At 36.3% G+C, this 17,664-nt stretch carries 10 protein-coding genes; 4 read left to right on the top strand and 6 right to left on the bottom strand.

Translation table 11 applies throughout. The annotated features are described in order from the left end of the window. Positions 1-964: 964 nt before the first annotated feature. On the top strand, positions 965-3,199 hold the full coding sequence (locus tag ACP6PK_RS05020) for an amino acid permease (RefSeq protein WP_426558303.1): 2,235 nt from the start codon (positions 965-967) through the stop codon (positions 3,197-3,199). 511 nt (positions 3,200-3,710) lie between these two features. Here ACP6PK_RS05020 and ACP6PK_RS05015 read toward each other — a convergent pair. Continuing rightward, positions 3,711-4,109 carry a response regulator gene (locus tag ACP6PK_RS05015; protein ID WP_094672859.1) on the bottom strand — a complete coding sequence of 133 codons (399 nt, stop codon included), beginning with the start codon at positions 4,107-4,109 and terminating at the stop codon, positions 3,711-3,713. A 1,401-nt stretch (positions 4,110-5,510) separates the two neighbouring features. Here ACP6PK_RS05015 and ACP6PK_RS05010 point away from each other — a divergent pair. Then, positions 5,511-8,132, top strand: coding sequence for a DNA gyrase/topoisomerase IV subunit A (locus tag ACP6PK_RS05010; protein ID WP_426558301.1), 2,622 nt, complete (start codon positions 5,511-5,513; stop codon positions 8,130-8,132). 190 nt (positions 8,133-8,322) lie between these two features. On the opposite strand, the gene ACP6PK_RS05005 is transcribed toward ACP6PK_RS05010, so the two are convergent. Next, positions 8,323-8,787, bottom strand: a complete 465-nt coding sequence (locus ACP6PK_RS05005; RefSeq protein ID WP_426558299.1) for a universal stress protein — start codon at positions 8,785-8,787, stop codon at positions 8,323-8,325. Positions 8,788-9,710: 923 nt separating this feature from the next. Then, on the bottom strand, positions 9,711-10,175 hold the full coding sequence (locus ACP6PK_RS05000) for a universal stress protein (protein ID WP_094673242.1): 465 nt from the start codon (positions 10,173-10,175) through the stop codon (positions 9,711-9,713). Between the two features lie 94 nt (positions 10,176-10,269). On the opposite strand from ACP6PK_RS05000, the gene glgX reads away from it, so the two are divergent. Both glgX and ACP6PK_RS04990 read left to right on the top strand, forming a co-directional pair. Beyond that, positions 10,270-12,453, top strand: coding sequence for a glycogen debranching protein GlgX (glgX, locus tag ACP6PK_RS04995; protein WP_426558297.1), 2,184 nt, complete (start codon positions 10,270-10,272; stop codon positions 12,451-12,453). 490 nt (positions 12,454-12,943) lie between these two features. After that, positions 12,944-13,105 (top strand): pyruvate kinase, encoded by a 162-nt coding sequence (locus ACP6PK_RS04990; protein ID WP_426558311.1) that lies wholly within the window; start codon positions 12,944-12,946, stop codon positions 13,103-13,105. 398 nt (positions 13,106-13,503) lie between these two features. On the opposite strand, the gene ACP6PK_RS04985 is transcribed toward ACP6PK_RS04990, so the two are convergent. The 3 genes from ACP6PK_RS04985 to ACP6PK_RS04975 form a co-directional block, all read right to left on the bottom strand. Further along, a complete protein-coding gene (locus ACP6PK_RS04985) occupies positions 13,504-14,397 on the bottom strand; it encodes a TauD/TfdA family dioxygenase (protein ID WP_426558295.1) in 894 nt (297 codons plus the stop codon). A gap of 76 nt (positions 14,398-14,473) precedes the next feature. Further along, entirely contained in the window at positions 14,474-15,280 is an 807-nt protein-coding gene (locus tag ACP6PK_RS04980; protein ID WP_426558293.1) for a class II aldolase/adducin family protein, read from the bottom strand. Between the two features lie 354 nt (positions 15,281-15,634). After that, entirely contained in the window at positions 15,635-16,972 is a 1,338-nt protein-coding gene (locus ACP6PK_RS04975; RefSeq protein WP_094672172.1) for an MFS transporter, read from the bottom strand. Positions 16,973-17,664 lie beyond the last annotated feature (692 nt).

The raw sequence follows: 17,664 nt of genomic DNA, 5'->3' as shown, positions 1-17,664 counted from the left end.
ATAGATAATTGATTAATATTAAACTCTACCTCAGCATCCTGACAATTGCTGTAATATTAGAAATTACGCAGAAACACTATATATAGAGTTCAAAAACTATAACGTTATAGATATGTAGGGTTTATAACTAAAAAATAGATAATTGATTAATATTAAACTCTACCTCAGCATCCTGACAATTGCTGTAATTACAGGACTTATATCATGTCTGGTTGAATAGTTATAAATAAAAAGGGAGGAGTCAGGAGTCGTAGGGGCGTTTCATGTCGCTCCGCGAAACGGCCGTTTGCCCGTACAGGAGTCAGGAGGGAAGAGGGGAGAAAGAAAGTATATGCATGAGAAAGTTTTTTTATCACGCTCTTATCAGGACATGATATTACACACACCGAACCCAAAAACCAGATTATGCGCGTAGATGTCTATTTTTCAAACTAACGATTTCTCCTAGCAACCATATTTCTTTGCGTAAGTTCTATAATTATTGATTTGTATGCTATATTTTTGAACCGGAATACTACCTAAAATTTCATATTCAATAACTTAAACATTAAATAAGGAACAAAAATATATATAACAGGTATCTAGTTATAGGATTTTTTCCGTTAATTAAATAAATCAACCACCCTTGTAATACCATTTTGAAAAAAGAATGTTACGAATACTAAGAGCGATAAAAAGACTTCACAGGAGATGTCCCTTGGACAAAAAATATGATTTATGACCTAAAAAACCATATTAAAGCAATTCCCATGCGACTCCGTACGGACGCCCTTATGCAACGTCCCTACCTCCTGACTCCTAAAAATTACCCTAGCTATTTGTAGCAAACATTTATCAAACTGGTATAAAGCAAGAAGATTAAGTCAATAAAAAAACTGATAGCTGATAAGCGCCAATGTGTTAATTGCCAGAAATTATAGATGACTTGAATTAGAAGTATAAATATTGCAATTTAATAAGATGTATGAAGCTATTTAAACGTGCAGACCCACCAGAAGAAACACAACCAACTGCCAAAACTTCTCCCGATAATACTAATGATACAGGTTTAGGAACATTTGGTGGTGTATATACTCCCTCAATTTTGACAATTTTGGGTGTAATTATGTACCTCCGCTTTGGATGGGTAGTGGGTAACGTAGGTTTATTAGGGACTCTACTTATTGTTACTCTGTCCACAAGTATTACTTTTCTGACTTCCTTATCAGTCAGCGCGATCGCCACAGACAGAATAGTTAGGGGCGGAGGTGCCTACTATATGATTAGTCGGTCTCTGGGTATTGAAACAGGTGGCGCAGTCGGAATACCCCTTTACTTTGCCCAAGCTCTTTCTGTTGCCCTTTATACTATTGGTTTTGCGGAGAGTATCATAGATGCTTTTGGTAGCTTTAACCAACTTTATGTAGCTTTGATTACCACAATAGCCGTGGCAGTATTGGCCTTAACTTCGGCAGAAATTGCTATCAAGGCCCAGTATTTGATTATGGGAGCGATCGTCTTATCCCTAATTTCATTTGCATTTGGACAGCCTCTAGAAGCAACAACTATAGAAATTTGGGCAGATTCAGGCCAATCATCAGAACCTTTTTGGACTGTTTTTGCTGTCTTCTTTCCAGCAGTAACAGGAATAATGGCAGGAGTAAGTATGTCAGGAGACTTACGAGAACCTAGCCGTTCTATTCCTACAGGTACTCTGGCAGCAGTTGGTACAGGTTATGTGATTTACATGATATTACCAATTGTTATGGCCATGAGGGCAGATGCTAGTACCTTAATAGAAAACCCCTTGATTATGAAAGAAATGGCTTTTTGGGGACCAGCTATTTTGTTTGGGGTTTGGGGGGCAACTCTTTCCAGCGCTATTGGTAGTATTTTGGGCGCTCCCAGGGTCTTACAAGCTTTGGCAAGGGATGGAGTTTTACCGGGTCGGTTGTCTGTTCTCGGCAATGGTAGTGGACCTAATGACGAACCTCGGATTGGTACAGCAGTAACTTTAGGAATCGCTACTGCCACAGTCTGCATTGGGGACTTAAATATTATTGCCCCAGTGTTGACAATGTTCTTTTTGACTACCTATTTAGTTTTGAATGTCTCAGCGGGTATAGAAGGCTTTTTACAAAGCCCCTCTTTTCGTCCGACATTTAAAGTCCATTGGTCATTATCAATGCTGGGAGCCTTGGGTTGTTTAGCAGTGATGTTTTTGATTAATGCTGTAGCTACAGTTATTGCTGCTGTGATAGTCCTGGCCATATTTATCTGGCTACAACGACGGGAGTTAGAGACAACTTGGGGAGATGCCAGACGAGGAATATGGATGGCCTTGGTACGGGAAGGAATTTTTCAGATTGGTGAAGAAGATACTAAAAACTGGCGTCCCCATATTTTGGTGCTGTCTGGGATACCTAAAAAACGCTGGCCATTAATTCAGTTTGCAGATGACCTCACTCATAACCGAGGGATGATTACGGTTTGTAGTGTTTTGCCCAGTTCATCTCGGGATGTTTCTCAGCAAAGTGATATGCAGGATACTATTCGTGAGTATTTGGAAAAACGTGGAGTCCAAGTATTGGTGAGAGTTGTAACAGCTACAGACTTTTTTGATGGGGCAAAACTCTTGGTAGAAACTTATGGTATTGGGCCACTAACACCGAATACAGTAGTCCTTGGAGACAGTCAGGAACCTTCTCGGAGCGATCGCTACTGTCAGTTAGTTGCTCATATTCATAAAGCTAAGAAAAATGTAGTAATTTTGCGGGAGAATAGCGAGCGTGGCTTTGGTCAATATCGTAGAATTGATGTCTGGTGGGGTGGTTTACAAAATAATGGTGGCTTAATGTTACTTTTGGCCTATTTATTGCGTACAGATATGGATTGGCGAAATGCTGAAGTTCATTTGAAACTGGTAGTTCCTGAAGAAAGTGCAGCTCAAGCAACTCAAGCAAATGTTGATAGTGTGATTCAAAATTTACGCATTGGTGCAAGTTCTCAAGTCTTGGTTTCTCAAGGTCGGCCTTTTTATGATATTTTACATGAGTCTTCTCAGGATGCTGATTTGATTTTCCTTGGTATTCGGACTCCAGGGGAGAATTTTACCGAGTATTATCAGGATTTACAGTCTAAAACTGTTGGTCTTCCTAGTACAGTGTTTGTTCTGGCAGCTCCAGGTTTTTCTTATGGTGAAGTTCTCAGCGATCGCTAATTTCGATTAGATTTTAATGTGTGGCAGTCTAGCTTCAATACTTAATTTATCCACATTTATTCCTTCTGATGAACTTACCCCAACGGAGGTTTAATCTTTCGAGACTACTTTTTTAATGACTCATATTTAGGGGTTTGTTTACCAAACCCCTAAATATTTAGGGTGCAGAGATTGCTAAATCCTGTTTTGCTACAGATAATATTTGCGCAGAATGAGCCAGGAAAAAGCTCCGCCTTTCGATACCGAAAACTTAGTTAGAGATTACTTTTGACTTGCGCGTACTCTATATCTTTAATCCACAGGCTTAAAATCTATAGGAACTCTACCTAAATGTTTTAAGAGTCAAATTAATATTGACCATATACCATAATTAAGTCTTGAAAAAAAAGTATATTTAAGTATATTTAGATAAGATTTAAGTTGATCCTTTTATAGCTCATCTATTTTAACTCCAAAGTTTTGAGGCCATTTTCCTATTTAACTCCAAAGTTTCGAGGCCATTTTCCTAGAATTAATCATCTGGCAGCAATGACTTGATCTGATTGATGAACTCTTGATGATCGACTACTGGTTTAGAAATATAACCGTCAGCGCCACTTTGCTTCAAAAAAGCTTCTCTATCGCCTGCCATAGCATGAGCGGTAACTAATATGATTGGTAGTTTATCTGTTTGAGGGTCAGCTTTAAGAATTTGAGTAATTCTAATACCATCAACAGATTTTCCTTGGTAAACGCTACGAGCTAGAGAAACATCCATCAAAATTAAGTCTGCTTCCTTTGACTTAGCAATTTTCACTACTTCTTCCACATCTTCTGTATGCTTAACAGCTAAACCACCTCTTTTCGTCAAAATCTTGGAAAAAACCCTAGCATTAACCTGATCGTCTTCTACAATTAAAACAGTTTTCATATTAAGTCTCCTGCTAAAATACCTGTAAGTTTAAGGACTACCATCATAGAGTTTAGACTAAATTACTTATGAGAAGCCAGTAATGGTTAATTTGTTTCAACTAAGACGAATTAAACACTCACTCCAAGGCTTTCTAAACTCATAAACAGCCATTGTCTACCCTTTTTATAATACTTCACTGTCAATTTTTGGACTTTTAACTGCCCATAAAGAAGCCTAATAGTCAGATAATATTAGGACAAACCAGTTGACAGCATATTTTTTTTATGGCTGCTATTATGATTAAACAACTATCCTGTAAATACTGGCACAACCAACTTCAAAAGATCAACCTCATATCTTAAAACTCATACATAGTTACTGACAATTAATTAGCAAATATATGTTGTTAACTGATTTAACTTGCCTTATAGCATCTAGTAATGCTAAAGGTAAGAGTTAAATTACTTCAGCATAACTCAAGTTAATCTACTATACCTTGGCATAGTTTCAATTAGATGTGAACTAACATAGTAAATATTTTGATTTGCCTAGTCTTGAAAATACCAGTTGACCTTTGGGGTGCTGGGTAGGGAATATTTTGAGTTTTAATCTAAATTTGTGTTCAATTAAACATAAATAAATTTTTCTTTAATCAATTCTAATTGTTAGATTTTAGCTGTGTTAGTTACTATCTTAAAACATTTTTTGTCCTTTAACAAACCTGGGAAAAAATTACCACTATGAATATCTATATAAGTTACTCATTTACTAACTCTCATAGTTGGCTATCAGCACTAAAGTAAACATTTGATATTCCTATACTTAATTATAATGTTTGCTGAGGTTAGATAACATAAATTAGGCGACAAAGAGAACCTATACAGAGATAATATCAAAGGTTTTAACCCCTAAACTAAACTTTTTCAGACCTACTCAAGGGGATGAAACTTAGTTTTTTTATACCCAAGAAACTTAGGGTTTAAACCACAGAGTGGGTTGACCTGCAAATCCTTTATTTATTATCAGGTATTACTCATCAGTTAACAGTTAATGTTCTCAACATATTTGTTTAATAATTCAAATACATTATTTCAATTATTGGTGATTTGAGTAAGATATATATCATTTCTTACTTCTATGTATTAATAACTGATAAGTATTTTAATAACTGGTCTAATAGATGAATAAATTACTTCCATTGGCTAGCAAATCTTGTACTTCTATAATTACATTTCAACTCCTGTTTACTTCAGAATCTAACAACTTAGCTTAAACAAAATAGGATATCAAATTGACTTTTCCTGAATTCCCTAACAATATCCCTAAAATTCTCCAAATTAATTATTTTAATCACATTTACACACTAAGTATAAAATATTATTTGTGATTTTTTATACTTCTTAATCTAAAAACTAACTCATGGCCAAACAATTAAATTTACTTTCCGGACAAGTTATTACTACAGCACTCCATATCGAAATGCAACAATCATATCTTGAATATGCCATGAGTGTGATTGTTGGCCGCGCTCTGCCAGATGTTAGGGATGGACAAAAACCAGTTCATCGCCGAATATTATATGCTATGCACGAACTTGGTCTCACTCCAGATAGACCATTTCGGAAATGTGCCAGGGTAGTTGGAGACGTTCTGGGAAAATATCATCCCCACGGTGACCAAGCTGTTTATGATGCTATGGTGCGGATGATTCAAAATTTTTCCACCCGTTATCCATTACTTGATGGCCACGGCAACTTTGGCTCTATTGATAATGACCCCGCTGCTGCCATGCGTTACACAGAAAGTCGTTTGGCATCTATTGGTAATGAAGGTTTATTGACCCAAATTGGTGAAGCTACAGTTGACTTTAGCAACAACTTTGATGGGTCTCAGCAAGAACCTAAAGTATTACCTGCACAACTACCATTTTTATTACTAAATGGTTCTTCTGGGATTGCCGTAGGGATGGCAACTAATGTTCCACCACATAATTTAGGAGAAGTAGTAGATGGCCTCATTGCCTTAATTGACAATCCGAATGTTTCCGATCAAAAGTTATTTCAATTAATTCCTGGGCCAGACTTTCCCACTGGAGGAGAAATTGTGGGCACAGATGGAATTGTTGATGCTTATACTAAGGGTCGAGGTAGCATCCCTATCAGGGGTGTAGCTACTATAGAGCAAGTTCCCACAGCTCGTGGACGACGCACAAAAACAGCTATTGTGGTGACAGAGTTGCCTTTCCAAGTTAATAAAGCAGGTTGGATCGAAAAAACAGCAGACTTAGTTAATGCTGGCAAGATAGAAGGTATTGCCGATCTGCGGGATGAGAGCGATCGCTCTGGTATTAGAGTTGTCATCGAACTAAAACGTGAAGTTGACCCTAGTGTTGTACTGCATCATCTCTACCAACATACTGACTTACTTTCTAAGTTTGGTGCAATTATGCTAGCTTTGGTTGATGGGCAACCACGGCAATTATCTTTGCGAGAACTTTTACAAGAATTTCTGAATTTTAGGGAAGAGACTCTCACCCGTCGCTACACCCATGAGTTAGAAATAGCTCAAGCTAGATGTCACATTGTGGAAGGTTTGCTCACTGCTTTAACAGAATTGGATACAGTAATTGATATTCTCAGAAATGCACCTGATGGCACCACTGCTAAAGTTAGCTTTCAAGAAAATTTGGGTTTAAGTGAAAATCAAGCTGATGCTATTTTAGCAATGCCAATGCGGAGACTAACTGGTTTGGAGAAACAAAAATTAGAGGAAGAATATGAGGAACTAATACAGAAAATACAAGAGTTAGAAAATTTGTTGAGCGATCGCCATCAACTACTCAAAGCGCTTAAAAAAGAATTGCGAACCCTAAAACGGAAATATAACGACCCTAGACGTACTCGAATTATTGACCGAGCAGAATCTAAAAGTACAGATAATGTTGCATCTATTTCTAAACAGAAAAGTAATCAAGAAACTGCTAATAAAGAAACAGATAGACCAACCAAAGGTAGAAGTAGAAAATCAAAAAGTACAACAGTTGAATCACAAATTTTGACTTTAGAAGCTACACCGCCACCAACAGAAAAAGTTGTTATAGAATTTACCCACAGAGGATATATCAGACGAGTTCCTGCTAAAGGATTTGAGAAACATCAAATTAATAAAAAATCTGATATTACTATTAACAATAGTGAGGATTTTACTACTAATATAATTGAGGCAACTACTGACAAAACTTTAGTATTATTAACTCGTACTGGTAAAGCATATCCTCTGAAAGTAAATGATATTCCTTCTGCTTCTAACCGTTCAACAACACGAAATGAAAATAAAGGTGTACCTTTAGTAACTTTATTACCACCATCAGCAACAAAAGAAATTACGGATTCTCGTAGAGACATTATTGTGGCTCAATTTGTTTTAAATGAAGCAGAGGAAAATAAAGACTTAATCATGTTGACTCAAAATGGCAAGATTAAACGTTTATCTTTGTCTGATTTGAGTGAGTTAACAAATCGTGGTGTAACAGTAATTAAACTTAAAGAAGATGATGAATTACGTTATGCTAATCTGGGTAAAATTGGAGAACAAGTAGTTTTAGCAACTTCTGGTGGGCGATTATTAAGATTAGAAATAGATGATGAACAATTACCATTAATGGGGCGTACCGCTCAAGGTTCTCAAGCAACTAGATTAAGGAAACAAGAAGAGTTAGTTGGTTGTGTGACTTTGGATGGAGAAAGTAATTTATTGTTACTTTCTGAACAGAGTTATGGTAAGCAAATTCCTGTTGCTAATTTGCGAGTAGCTAATCGTGGTGGTATTGGTCAAAATGCCTTTCAATTTACCAAACAAACTGATATTTTGGCAGGGATAGTTATTAGTAATTCAGAGGTTTTGGTTCAGATGTTGACAACTGATGGTAGAGTCTTTGGAATGATTGCTGGTGCGGTAAAAGTTTATGGGCTGGACGATAAAGGCGATCGCTTGCTGAAGTTGGGTGCAAAGGAAAGAATTGTTAAGGTGATTAGTTATTAATCAGTTATCAGTTATCAGTTATAAGTTAATTGAATACTTTCAACTAATATCAAATCCCCTTGCTTTGCAGCAAAATAAGATTCTACCGTTAGTCATTGTCAAAACACAAGCTCTGTAAGGGTTTGGCCACCAAACCCCTACAGAGCGTGAATTGTAACGATGCTACCGGATTTGATATCAAACATCACAGTTAGTTCTGCACAACTAAGACTGAACATTTAGCACGGTGAATTACATAACTGCTTACGCTACCTATCATCAGTTCGCTAAAAACAGAATGTCCTCTGCGTCCCATAATAATTAGTTCTGCCTCCCACTCCTCGGCAACTTTACATATTTGCTTGCCAGGTACACCTTCTGCTTGGACAAATTCTGTGCTTATTCCTGCTTTTATAGCTTCGTTAGCCCGTGACTGCAAAAATTCTAGACATTTTTTTTCAAAATCTTCCCATTTTTGTCGATATTTTGCAATCAATTCTTTATTATACTCCCTAGAAACTACTCCAAAACTAATTGGACTATCTTCTTCTTCTGGTGATAAGACGTGCAATAGTTTTAGCTCGGAATTGTTGAGTTTTGCTAAGTTAATAGCAGTGGCAAAAACCTCATCGCCTACTTTCGATGTGTCCATTGCTGCTAGAATTTTTTGATACATAATCTAGTAAAAAGTTAATTATTTTGACTGATACTAATTATTGTATCCCAATGATCAAAAAAAAAGCTATATTTTAGGACTTATTTAAGTATCAATATTACTCTTATCTACTCTAAATTAAATTTCCTACAAGAGGAGTCAGGAGAAAAGAATCTATTAGGAGAAAGAAGTGTTTTTATCACTAATTATCCGGATATGGTAAGCAATTCGCGCATTAGGTTGCGGGGAATCAAAAAGTAGATAAAAAAACTGAAACTCTGGCCAGTTAAGTGTTCCCTGTTCCCTGTTCCCTTTTCCCTAAAAGCGTTAAGGTTTTTATACACAAATAAAATAGGACTGCTATATAACCATCAAAAATGCTAAAATTATAGAGTAGATATGACAATCATTATTAAAATAATGATTGTGAGTAACTTTTGAAATGGCTGATACAGGAGGCTGTTAAACAGCTAATGTTTCTAAAAGTTAGCGATCGCCACAATTATCTTGGAAAAAATGACCAATAAATAATTTCACAATCATCCCCCTTGAAAGCAGGGCTGTTTCATTCTTGGTTAAGGCAGAGAGAGGGGGAGCAGGGGAGCAGGGAGCAGGGGAGAATTTTCCAAATCGGGTACCCAAGATTTTCCCCAAATAAATCTATCAATAATTTTGGTGTAGCAATTGATTTTTCAGAAATTCCGTTGATTTGACCAAGATTCCTTGGGAGCTTTTCTCTACCTCCACCCCTAAAAATCGCCCGTTTTTCGTAACTTTTCCCCAAATTCCGGTAATCGTGCCCCCAATTCTCATAAATAATTGATTATTTATTTGACGCCTGAAACAGCCCTGCCCCTTTGAAAAGGACAAAAAACAAACTTCCGTATTTCCAACCTCCGGCTGAAGCCGGAGGAACTGATAATTGATAACTGATAAATGATAAGCTAATCCTGTACAACATGAACAGAACAATGAGCGCGGTGGATAACATAATTACTTACACTACCCAATACCAGTTCACTCAAAACTGAATGTCCACGACGTCCCATAACAATTAAATTAGCATTCCATTCTTGGGCTAGTTTACAGATTTCCCGACCAGGATTACCTCTGACTTGGCTAAATTCTGTTTGAAAACCAGCATCTTTTGCTGCACTTGCTTTTGATTGCAACATTTGTAAACATTCTTTCTCAAACTTTTCCCAAAGCTGATGATATTCTTTCATCATTTCTGGATCGTAACCAATATTCATTGGCCAAAAGCTGATAGGACTTTCTTCTGCTTCCTCTGAGAGAATATGAACTAACATAAGATTTGAGTTACCAATTTTTGCTAACTTTAGGGCTGTATCAAAGACGCGATCGCCAATAGCAGATGTATCGATGGCAACTAAAATTTTTTCATACATAAATTTTTACTCCTAAATTTTTTTTAAATATCTACATCTATTTATATTGTATAAAATTACTCAAGTTATCTAACAATTAATTAAGTCAAACATTATGAATCTTAATATCTTTCCCGGTAAGAGTTTTCCCATTGGTGCCACTGTCTATCAAGACCCCGAAGGAGTAAATTTCTCTATCTACTCCAAAAATGCTACAGCAATAGAATTACTACTATTTGATGAACCATTAGCAGCTAAACCAGAGCAAGTAATTTTACTTGACCCAAAACAACACAGAACTCATCATTACTGGCACATCTTTATTTCTGGTATTGGAGTGGGACAAATATATGCTTATCGAGTCTATGGACCTTTTAACCCAGAACAAGGTCATCGGTTTGATGGCACAAAAGTTTTGCTTGACCCTTATGCTAGAGTCGTAGTGGGACAAGAAAAATATAGCCGTGAAGCTGCTACGGGTAATGGTGATAATTGTGCTTACGCCCTCAAAGGTGTAGTAGCTGACCCAACTACTTATGACTGGGAAGATGACAAACACCTAGATATTCCCTACGCCACCACAGTTATCTATGAAATGCACGTTGGTGGATTTACTCGTAATCCTAATTCTGGTATTGCCCCTGAAAAACGGGGTACTTTTGCTGGCTTAATAGAAAAAATTCCTTATCTCAAGGAATTGGGAATTACTGCGGTGGAATTATTACCCGTTCAACAATTTGATGAACAAGATGTGCTAGAACCTCTGATTAATTATTGGGGTTATAGTCCGATCGCTTTTTTTGCTCCCCATCACAATTATAGTTCTCGCCAAGATATTTTTGGAGCAATGGATGAGTTCCGAGATATGGTTAAGGCTTTGCATAAAGCAGGAATAGAAGTAATTTTGGATGTAGTGTTTAATCATACGGCAGAGGGTAATGAAAACGGACCGACTGTTTCTTTCCGGGGGTTAGAAAATTCGGCTTACTACATTTTGGAAGCAGATGATTCTAGTGGCTATAGTAACTACAGTGGTTGTGGTAATACTTTCAATACAAATAATCCTTTTGTACATCGCTTAATTGTTGACTGTCTTGTTTACTGGGTTAGGGAAATGCACGTTGATGGGTTCCGGTTTGACTTAGCATCTGTTATGTCTCGGAGTGTAACAGGCGATCCGTTGGAAGATCCTCCTGTTTTGTGGGCAATTGAGTCTGACCCGGTTTTGGCAGGAACAAAGATTATTGCTGAAGCTTGGGATGCAGCAGGACTTTATCAGGTGGGTTCGTTTATTGGCGATCGCTTTGCTGAATGGAACGGACATTATCGTGATGATGTGCGTCAATTTGTCAAGAGTGACTCCAAGATAGTTGATAAGTTGGCAGCAAGAATTATGGGTAGTCCTGATATTTATCCGCAACCAGATCGCGAACCTAATCATAGTATTAATTTTATTACTTGCCATGATGGTTTTACTATGAATGATTTAGTTTCTTATAATGAGAAACATAATGAAGCTAATTGTGAAGATAACCGTGATGGTGCTAATCATAATTTTAGCTGGAATTGTGGAGTTGAAGGAGTTACGGATAAGCGGGAAATTGAGGTATTAAGACTGCGACAAATTAAGAATTTTTTCACTATATTATTCTTTTCCCAGGGTACGCCAATGATTTTGATGGGAGATGAAGTTAGGCGAACTCAACTGGGTAATAATAATGGTTATTGTCAGAATAATGAACTTAGTTGGTTTGATTGGAGTCAAATTGAGAAACAAACCGATCTATTACGATTTGTCAAAGGGATGATTAATTTCACCCAAGATTTAGAAATTATGCGGTTAGATAAGGTTTTAGCTACTGTGGGAGCGGGTGCGCCAGAGTTATATCTTGAAGAGATTAAATCAGAGTTATCTTTAGGGATAAAAGAAGAAGAAATTGACCCGAATGAAGTACCTAATATTAGTTGGCATGGAGTACATTTTGCTAAACCTGATTGGTGGAAAGATTCTCGTAGTTTAGCTTTTAGTTTAAGGCATCCAGGGCTATCTTCTGCCATCTCCGATGAGGAGAAAAAAGGTGAATATTTTCATATTATGTTGAATGCTTATTGGAAACCTCTAATGTTTGAGTTACCACTTTTAGAAAAAGGAGAAAGTTGGTATTTAATTGTTAATACTGCTTTTTCTTCTCCTAGGGATTTTAATGATTTAGATACAGCTACAAAATTTATTGGTGTTAGGTATCGGGTTGAAGCCCGGAGTGCTGTTGTTTTAATGGCAAAGAAAGTTGTTTTGTAAGTATTTCCTGTGGAATGACGCGCTTACGCAACATAACAAAATATACACCATCTTTAGGGGCGAATGCCATTCGCACCCATACAAATAGCGTGTTGTTTAATAATTTGTGTAAGTCCTGTTCCTCCTTTGGTGTGATAATTTAGTTAATGAATTATAGATCATATAGCAATCAGGAGTGATTTTGATAGAATTTAAAAGCAATTAATAACTATCAAAATCCTTTTATATTCTGATATCATGTCCGGATAATTAGTGATAAAAAAACTTTCTCCTTCTTCTCCTCTTCTTCCTCTTCCTTTTCCTTCTTCTTTCTTGTTTCTTCCCTCCTGACTCCTGACTCCTGACTCCTCCCTCGTTATTTATAACTGTTCAACCGGACATGATATGACTGCTGACTTCTGTAGGGGCGATTCGAGAATCGCCCTAAACTATGGCTGATAGCTGAATGCTGACCTTAATTTGATATTTTTTTAATACCAATTTATTAAGTATAAATTCAGCTTTAAAGAAAAAAAATGCAGATGTTCCCGTAATGGCAAAAATAGAAAAGCCACAAGCGATCGCTAACTTAGAAGCTATTGTCGCAGAATGTGATGGTATAATGGTAGCAAGGGAAGACCTGGGGGGTATAAATGATATGGAATCCGGGTAATTAGTTATCGTATCGCTCTAGGAGTCAGTCCTCGTAGGGGCGTTTCATGTCGCGCAGCGAAACGGCCGTTAGCTTCGCATAACTATCGTTAACGCCCGTACAGGAGTCAGGAGAAAGAAAAGATTTGAATAGCATGAGTTTTTCAATTCCTATTCATGCTTAACATCTGTATTAAGAGAAAGTAATTTTGCGATTACTGTATAACCGGATTTTATATGAGTTCAGAGAAGGTCCCAATGTTGCAAAAACAGATTAAAGGTAGACTACAAAACTTTTGCTCTCTACGTTGCTGCCTTAAAGGAAAAATCTCTTTATTCTATAGTTAATGAAAACTGCTATAATTATGAAGAAAAGGGACTTGGTAATCTCAACTCCTAAATAGTTCAGCTTTTGAAACTTTAGAATGGAAATGCTGGAGAACACAACCGAATATAAATATCTCGTTTTTCGTCATTAAAAGCTCTTCTCCCGTGCATAATTCTTGTATTATCAATCATTAGAATATCCCCCTTTTGCCAGCTTATTTCTATGGTTATTTTTTCAGCAATTTCATTGAGTTCCGACATTATTTCATCAGTTATTTCTGAATCATCATCAAAACATACGCTTTTGGGACTTACCTTTTTTAAACGTAATAAACTATTAATAAAAACATCATTTTGTTCAGTTATACTTTTATGTATTGCTGAACAAATGAATGTCAAATCAATTGATTCATCTTCGTTAAATTCAACTTCCTTGCCTTGACTATTACATATCTCTTTAACCACATTCACATCATTAGTTTTGTATTTTTTCTGCCAATATTCTTTTTTTAAATTACCTGATATTTTTAATTTTTTCCTGCTCAATAAATCTTTCGTTGAATTACTAAGTTCATGGAAGAATTGCTGACCATCACATACTGTCGTTTCTCCATCTTTTAAAGGTGGATTAGCACAAAAAAACCAAACTATCTGGGGAGGTTTGTTTATATAGTACATTTCTCCATGTAGTTGCATTTCATCCTTAAAGTCATTAACAGTTAATATAGTTCCATCCTCATTAATTACTCTCCGATTTATAACACCTCCAGTGTAATCCATAAAATCCTTACTCAGTGAATTACTAAATTCTGCAAAAGTATCAACATTACTTTCAAAACCTCTAAAGAGCAAGAACCCATAAGATTTAAACAGATTAATAATTTCTTCTTTGTCAATTTCTAGAAGATTTAGATTTTCTGTATTAATAATTTTCCGGCCTACTTTTTCTGGAAAAGGTTGTATTTCTATCTTTGTATTTGTGAACATATTTATCTCCTAATTATTTCTGAGATTTTCGGAATTTTAAATTGGCATTATTGGCATTTATTAAGAGAAAATAATCTTACTCAAGTAAGTCTGGTTGCTGACGCACAATCATTTCGTAGAGAGACTGGAAACTAAACCAACCGAATTGATGGAAACCAATCTGACTATGGGTTAAACGAGCTGTATTATGGTCAATTAAAATTGGTTTTCCTGCCGCTTCAGCCATAAGTTGGGCCTGACAGGAGCGATCCATTGTAATAAACCACCAAGCTGCCTCATCTACTGAATGACCAACCGTAAGTAAACCATGATTTCTCAGAATTAATGCCTTTTTGTCTCCAAGGGTAGCAGCAATGCGCTTACCTTCATCTAGGTTGAGTACAACTCCTGTATAATCATCAAACAAGGCATGGTCTTCATAGAAAGCACAAGCATCCTGAGTTAGGGGGTCAAGAATGCGTCCCAGAGTTGACCAAGTTTTGCCATAGAGAGAATGAGCATGAGCTGCAGCATCCACATCAGGCCGTGCAGAATGAATTTGGGAATGAATGGCAAAAGCTGCTTGGTTGACAGGTTGACTTCCTTTGACTAGTTCACCCTTGTGGTTAACCAGCAACAAATCTGAAACTCGAATATGACCAAAGTACATCCCCAAAGGATTAACCCAAAAATGGTCTGGAAGTTCCGGGTCACGCACTGTGATATGTCCTGCCACTCCTTCATCAAATCCATAACGAGCAAATAGACGAAATGCTGCTGCTAGTCGTTGTTGACAGTGGCGACGTTCATCTTCTAAACTATCAAATTTCAACTCTTGAAAAAAGTTTTTTTCCTGTATTTCTCGAAGATTTTTCTGAGATGTTTGATTTTGGCTTTGAGTCATTTTTTTATCTTGCTACAACGTTAATTGACTTTCAAGGATAATTGATAAATTTGATTCCCCACACTCCCTATCAAGAAAAAATCTAGGGACGTTCCATGTAAAACATCCCTAAAAGGGTTTTAGAAAAGCTCGATCAACTCTTTACCAATGGATAATTGATAATTAATCAATTCGGCTTTATTGCCTTCTATTTCAAGAGAAAAAGCGGTCGTTTGCGGAGCATTCCTTATATTCAATCAAGTACGGTTTTAACCAGGGGTAATTATCAATTATCAATTATCCATTATCCATTATCAATTATCCATTATCCATTATCAATTATCAATTATCCATTATCCATTATCCATTAATGAACTACATCAATACAGTTTGTTCAGTATTATCAGTCTCAGTGTTATTCATTTGAAACCTATCAGCATTAGGTAACTCTCTCTCCACTCGTCGTAATTCTGGAGTACGATAGGCAACTAATACTGCTCCCATATTCAATAGACCCATCAATACAAATAACAAAGCCATTCCTCTACCATCTCCTACTCCTATTATTCTGCCCACACTACTTGCCAAAATTCCATTTTCACTCATCAAAGGTTTAAACATAAACTCTACTAAAGGTGCTGCACTTAGATGGGTAATTACTAACAAAAACTTTTCCATCATATTCTGCAAAGCAAAAACTCGCCCTTGTAAATCTTGAGGTACTTTCTGTTGCCAAATAGTATGATTCAAGCTAACAACAATTGCCCTCGAAAATAAATAACCAAAACCACCAATTGCAGCCAAAATTACAGCAGGTTTTAATCCTCCCAGACATAAACATAATCCCTGGATAAATACAAAAACTAAAATAGCTTCTATTCTTCGTTTAGAACATCCCCATAAACTTACGATGACACTGCCTAATAACATTCCAATGCCACTAAAAGACATTACTATTCCTAGTTCTTTTTCTGAGGCAAAACTTAAAATCATTGGTAAGAATAAAACTTGCAATACTCCTGCACTTAAATAGATAACTCCAAAGAATATTGTCAACTTGCGCAAACCAGAACGGACTACTATATAATTCCACCCTGAAACAACTTCTTGCCATAACTCTTCAATACTTACTGTCCGTCTAATATTTTGCTGTTGCCTTCTAGGGAATTTGACAATTAACAGAGTGAAAAATGCCAGGAGATAGGTACTAAAGTCTATTAATAATATCCCGTGAAGATGAATTTTAATTATCAATAATCCAGCTATACTTGGACCAAGAATTCTTGCTGTTGCTATTGCACCTTGTACCATGCCATTCGCCCGACTCAAGTGTTGTGGAGGTACAAGTTGAGAGATTGCAGATATATAAGCTGGCCATTGGAAAGCGTTACAGACAGAACTAATACCTACTGCTACATAGATATGCCAAACTTGCAGTTGCCCAGAGAAGACTAAGAACATTATTCCTAATGCTGTTACCCCAGTAATTGAGTCACTGACAATCATTGCCCGACGGCGACTCCAGCGATCTACCATTGCACCAGCAAATGGTGAAATAAAGATACTAGGTAGATGAATGAATAAAGATAATAGGGCATAATGGGTAATTGAACCTGTTGTTTGATATACCCATACTGCTAGAGCAAATTCACTCAGACTAGAACCTAATAGGGAAAAAACTTGACCCAACCATATAAATATGAATGTTTGCATAACCTTGAGTTGCTAGATGAATGGAAATAGAGTCGAATGGCATTTATTGAGTTTGCTTAATAATACTTATTATAACTTGAGTATGGTGATTTTAAAATACTCAGTATGTATTAATCCAGGTATATATTAAGCCGTAATAATTTTGTTTTGTCTCTTGAACTTATTGAAAAATGCTATGGCTATTAAACAATTTCATTTTTGCCAGCTCGAATTAATTTTTTAGTAGTTACTCAGTAAATATACCCTGTTAAATTAGTCTCTAAAATTAATAACTAAATACAACGGATAATTTTTGGTTATTAATCAGAAAGTACCTCTATTTACTGTAACTACCTCTTATGGAAATGACTCAAAGATTAGATTGTCTTAATATTTTTATACTTTATTTTTATAAAATATTTTCTGTAATTCTATTCCTGAAAGGAACCTAAGAAATATTGTTGCAAACGACACAAAAAAATTAGATAAAATTAAATAAAGCAGGGAGTAGGGAATAGGGAGTCGGGAAAAATATTGGATGATTTCTGTAAGATAATTGATTTGATTTTTTATTATTGGATAGGTTTAATACTAAAATTTGAGGCGAATTTGTTCTTGGCAAATTTTCACTAAGTTAGCTCCAGCAGGGAGTAGGGAGTAGGGAGTCGGGAAAAATATTGGATGATTTCTGTAAGATAATTGATTTGATTTTT

Source organism: Dapis hubbardiae BLCC-M172 (genome assembly GCF_050016015.1).
Classification (GTDB): domain Bacteria; phylum Cyanobacteriota; class Cyanobacteriia; order Cyanobacteriales; family Microcoleaceae; genus Trichodesmium.
This window is presented reverse-complemented; position numbering and strand designations above follow the sequence as displayed.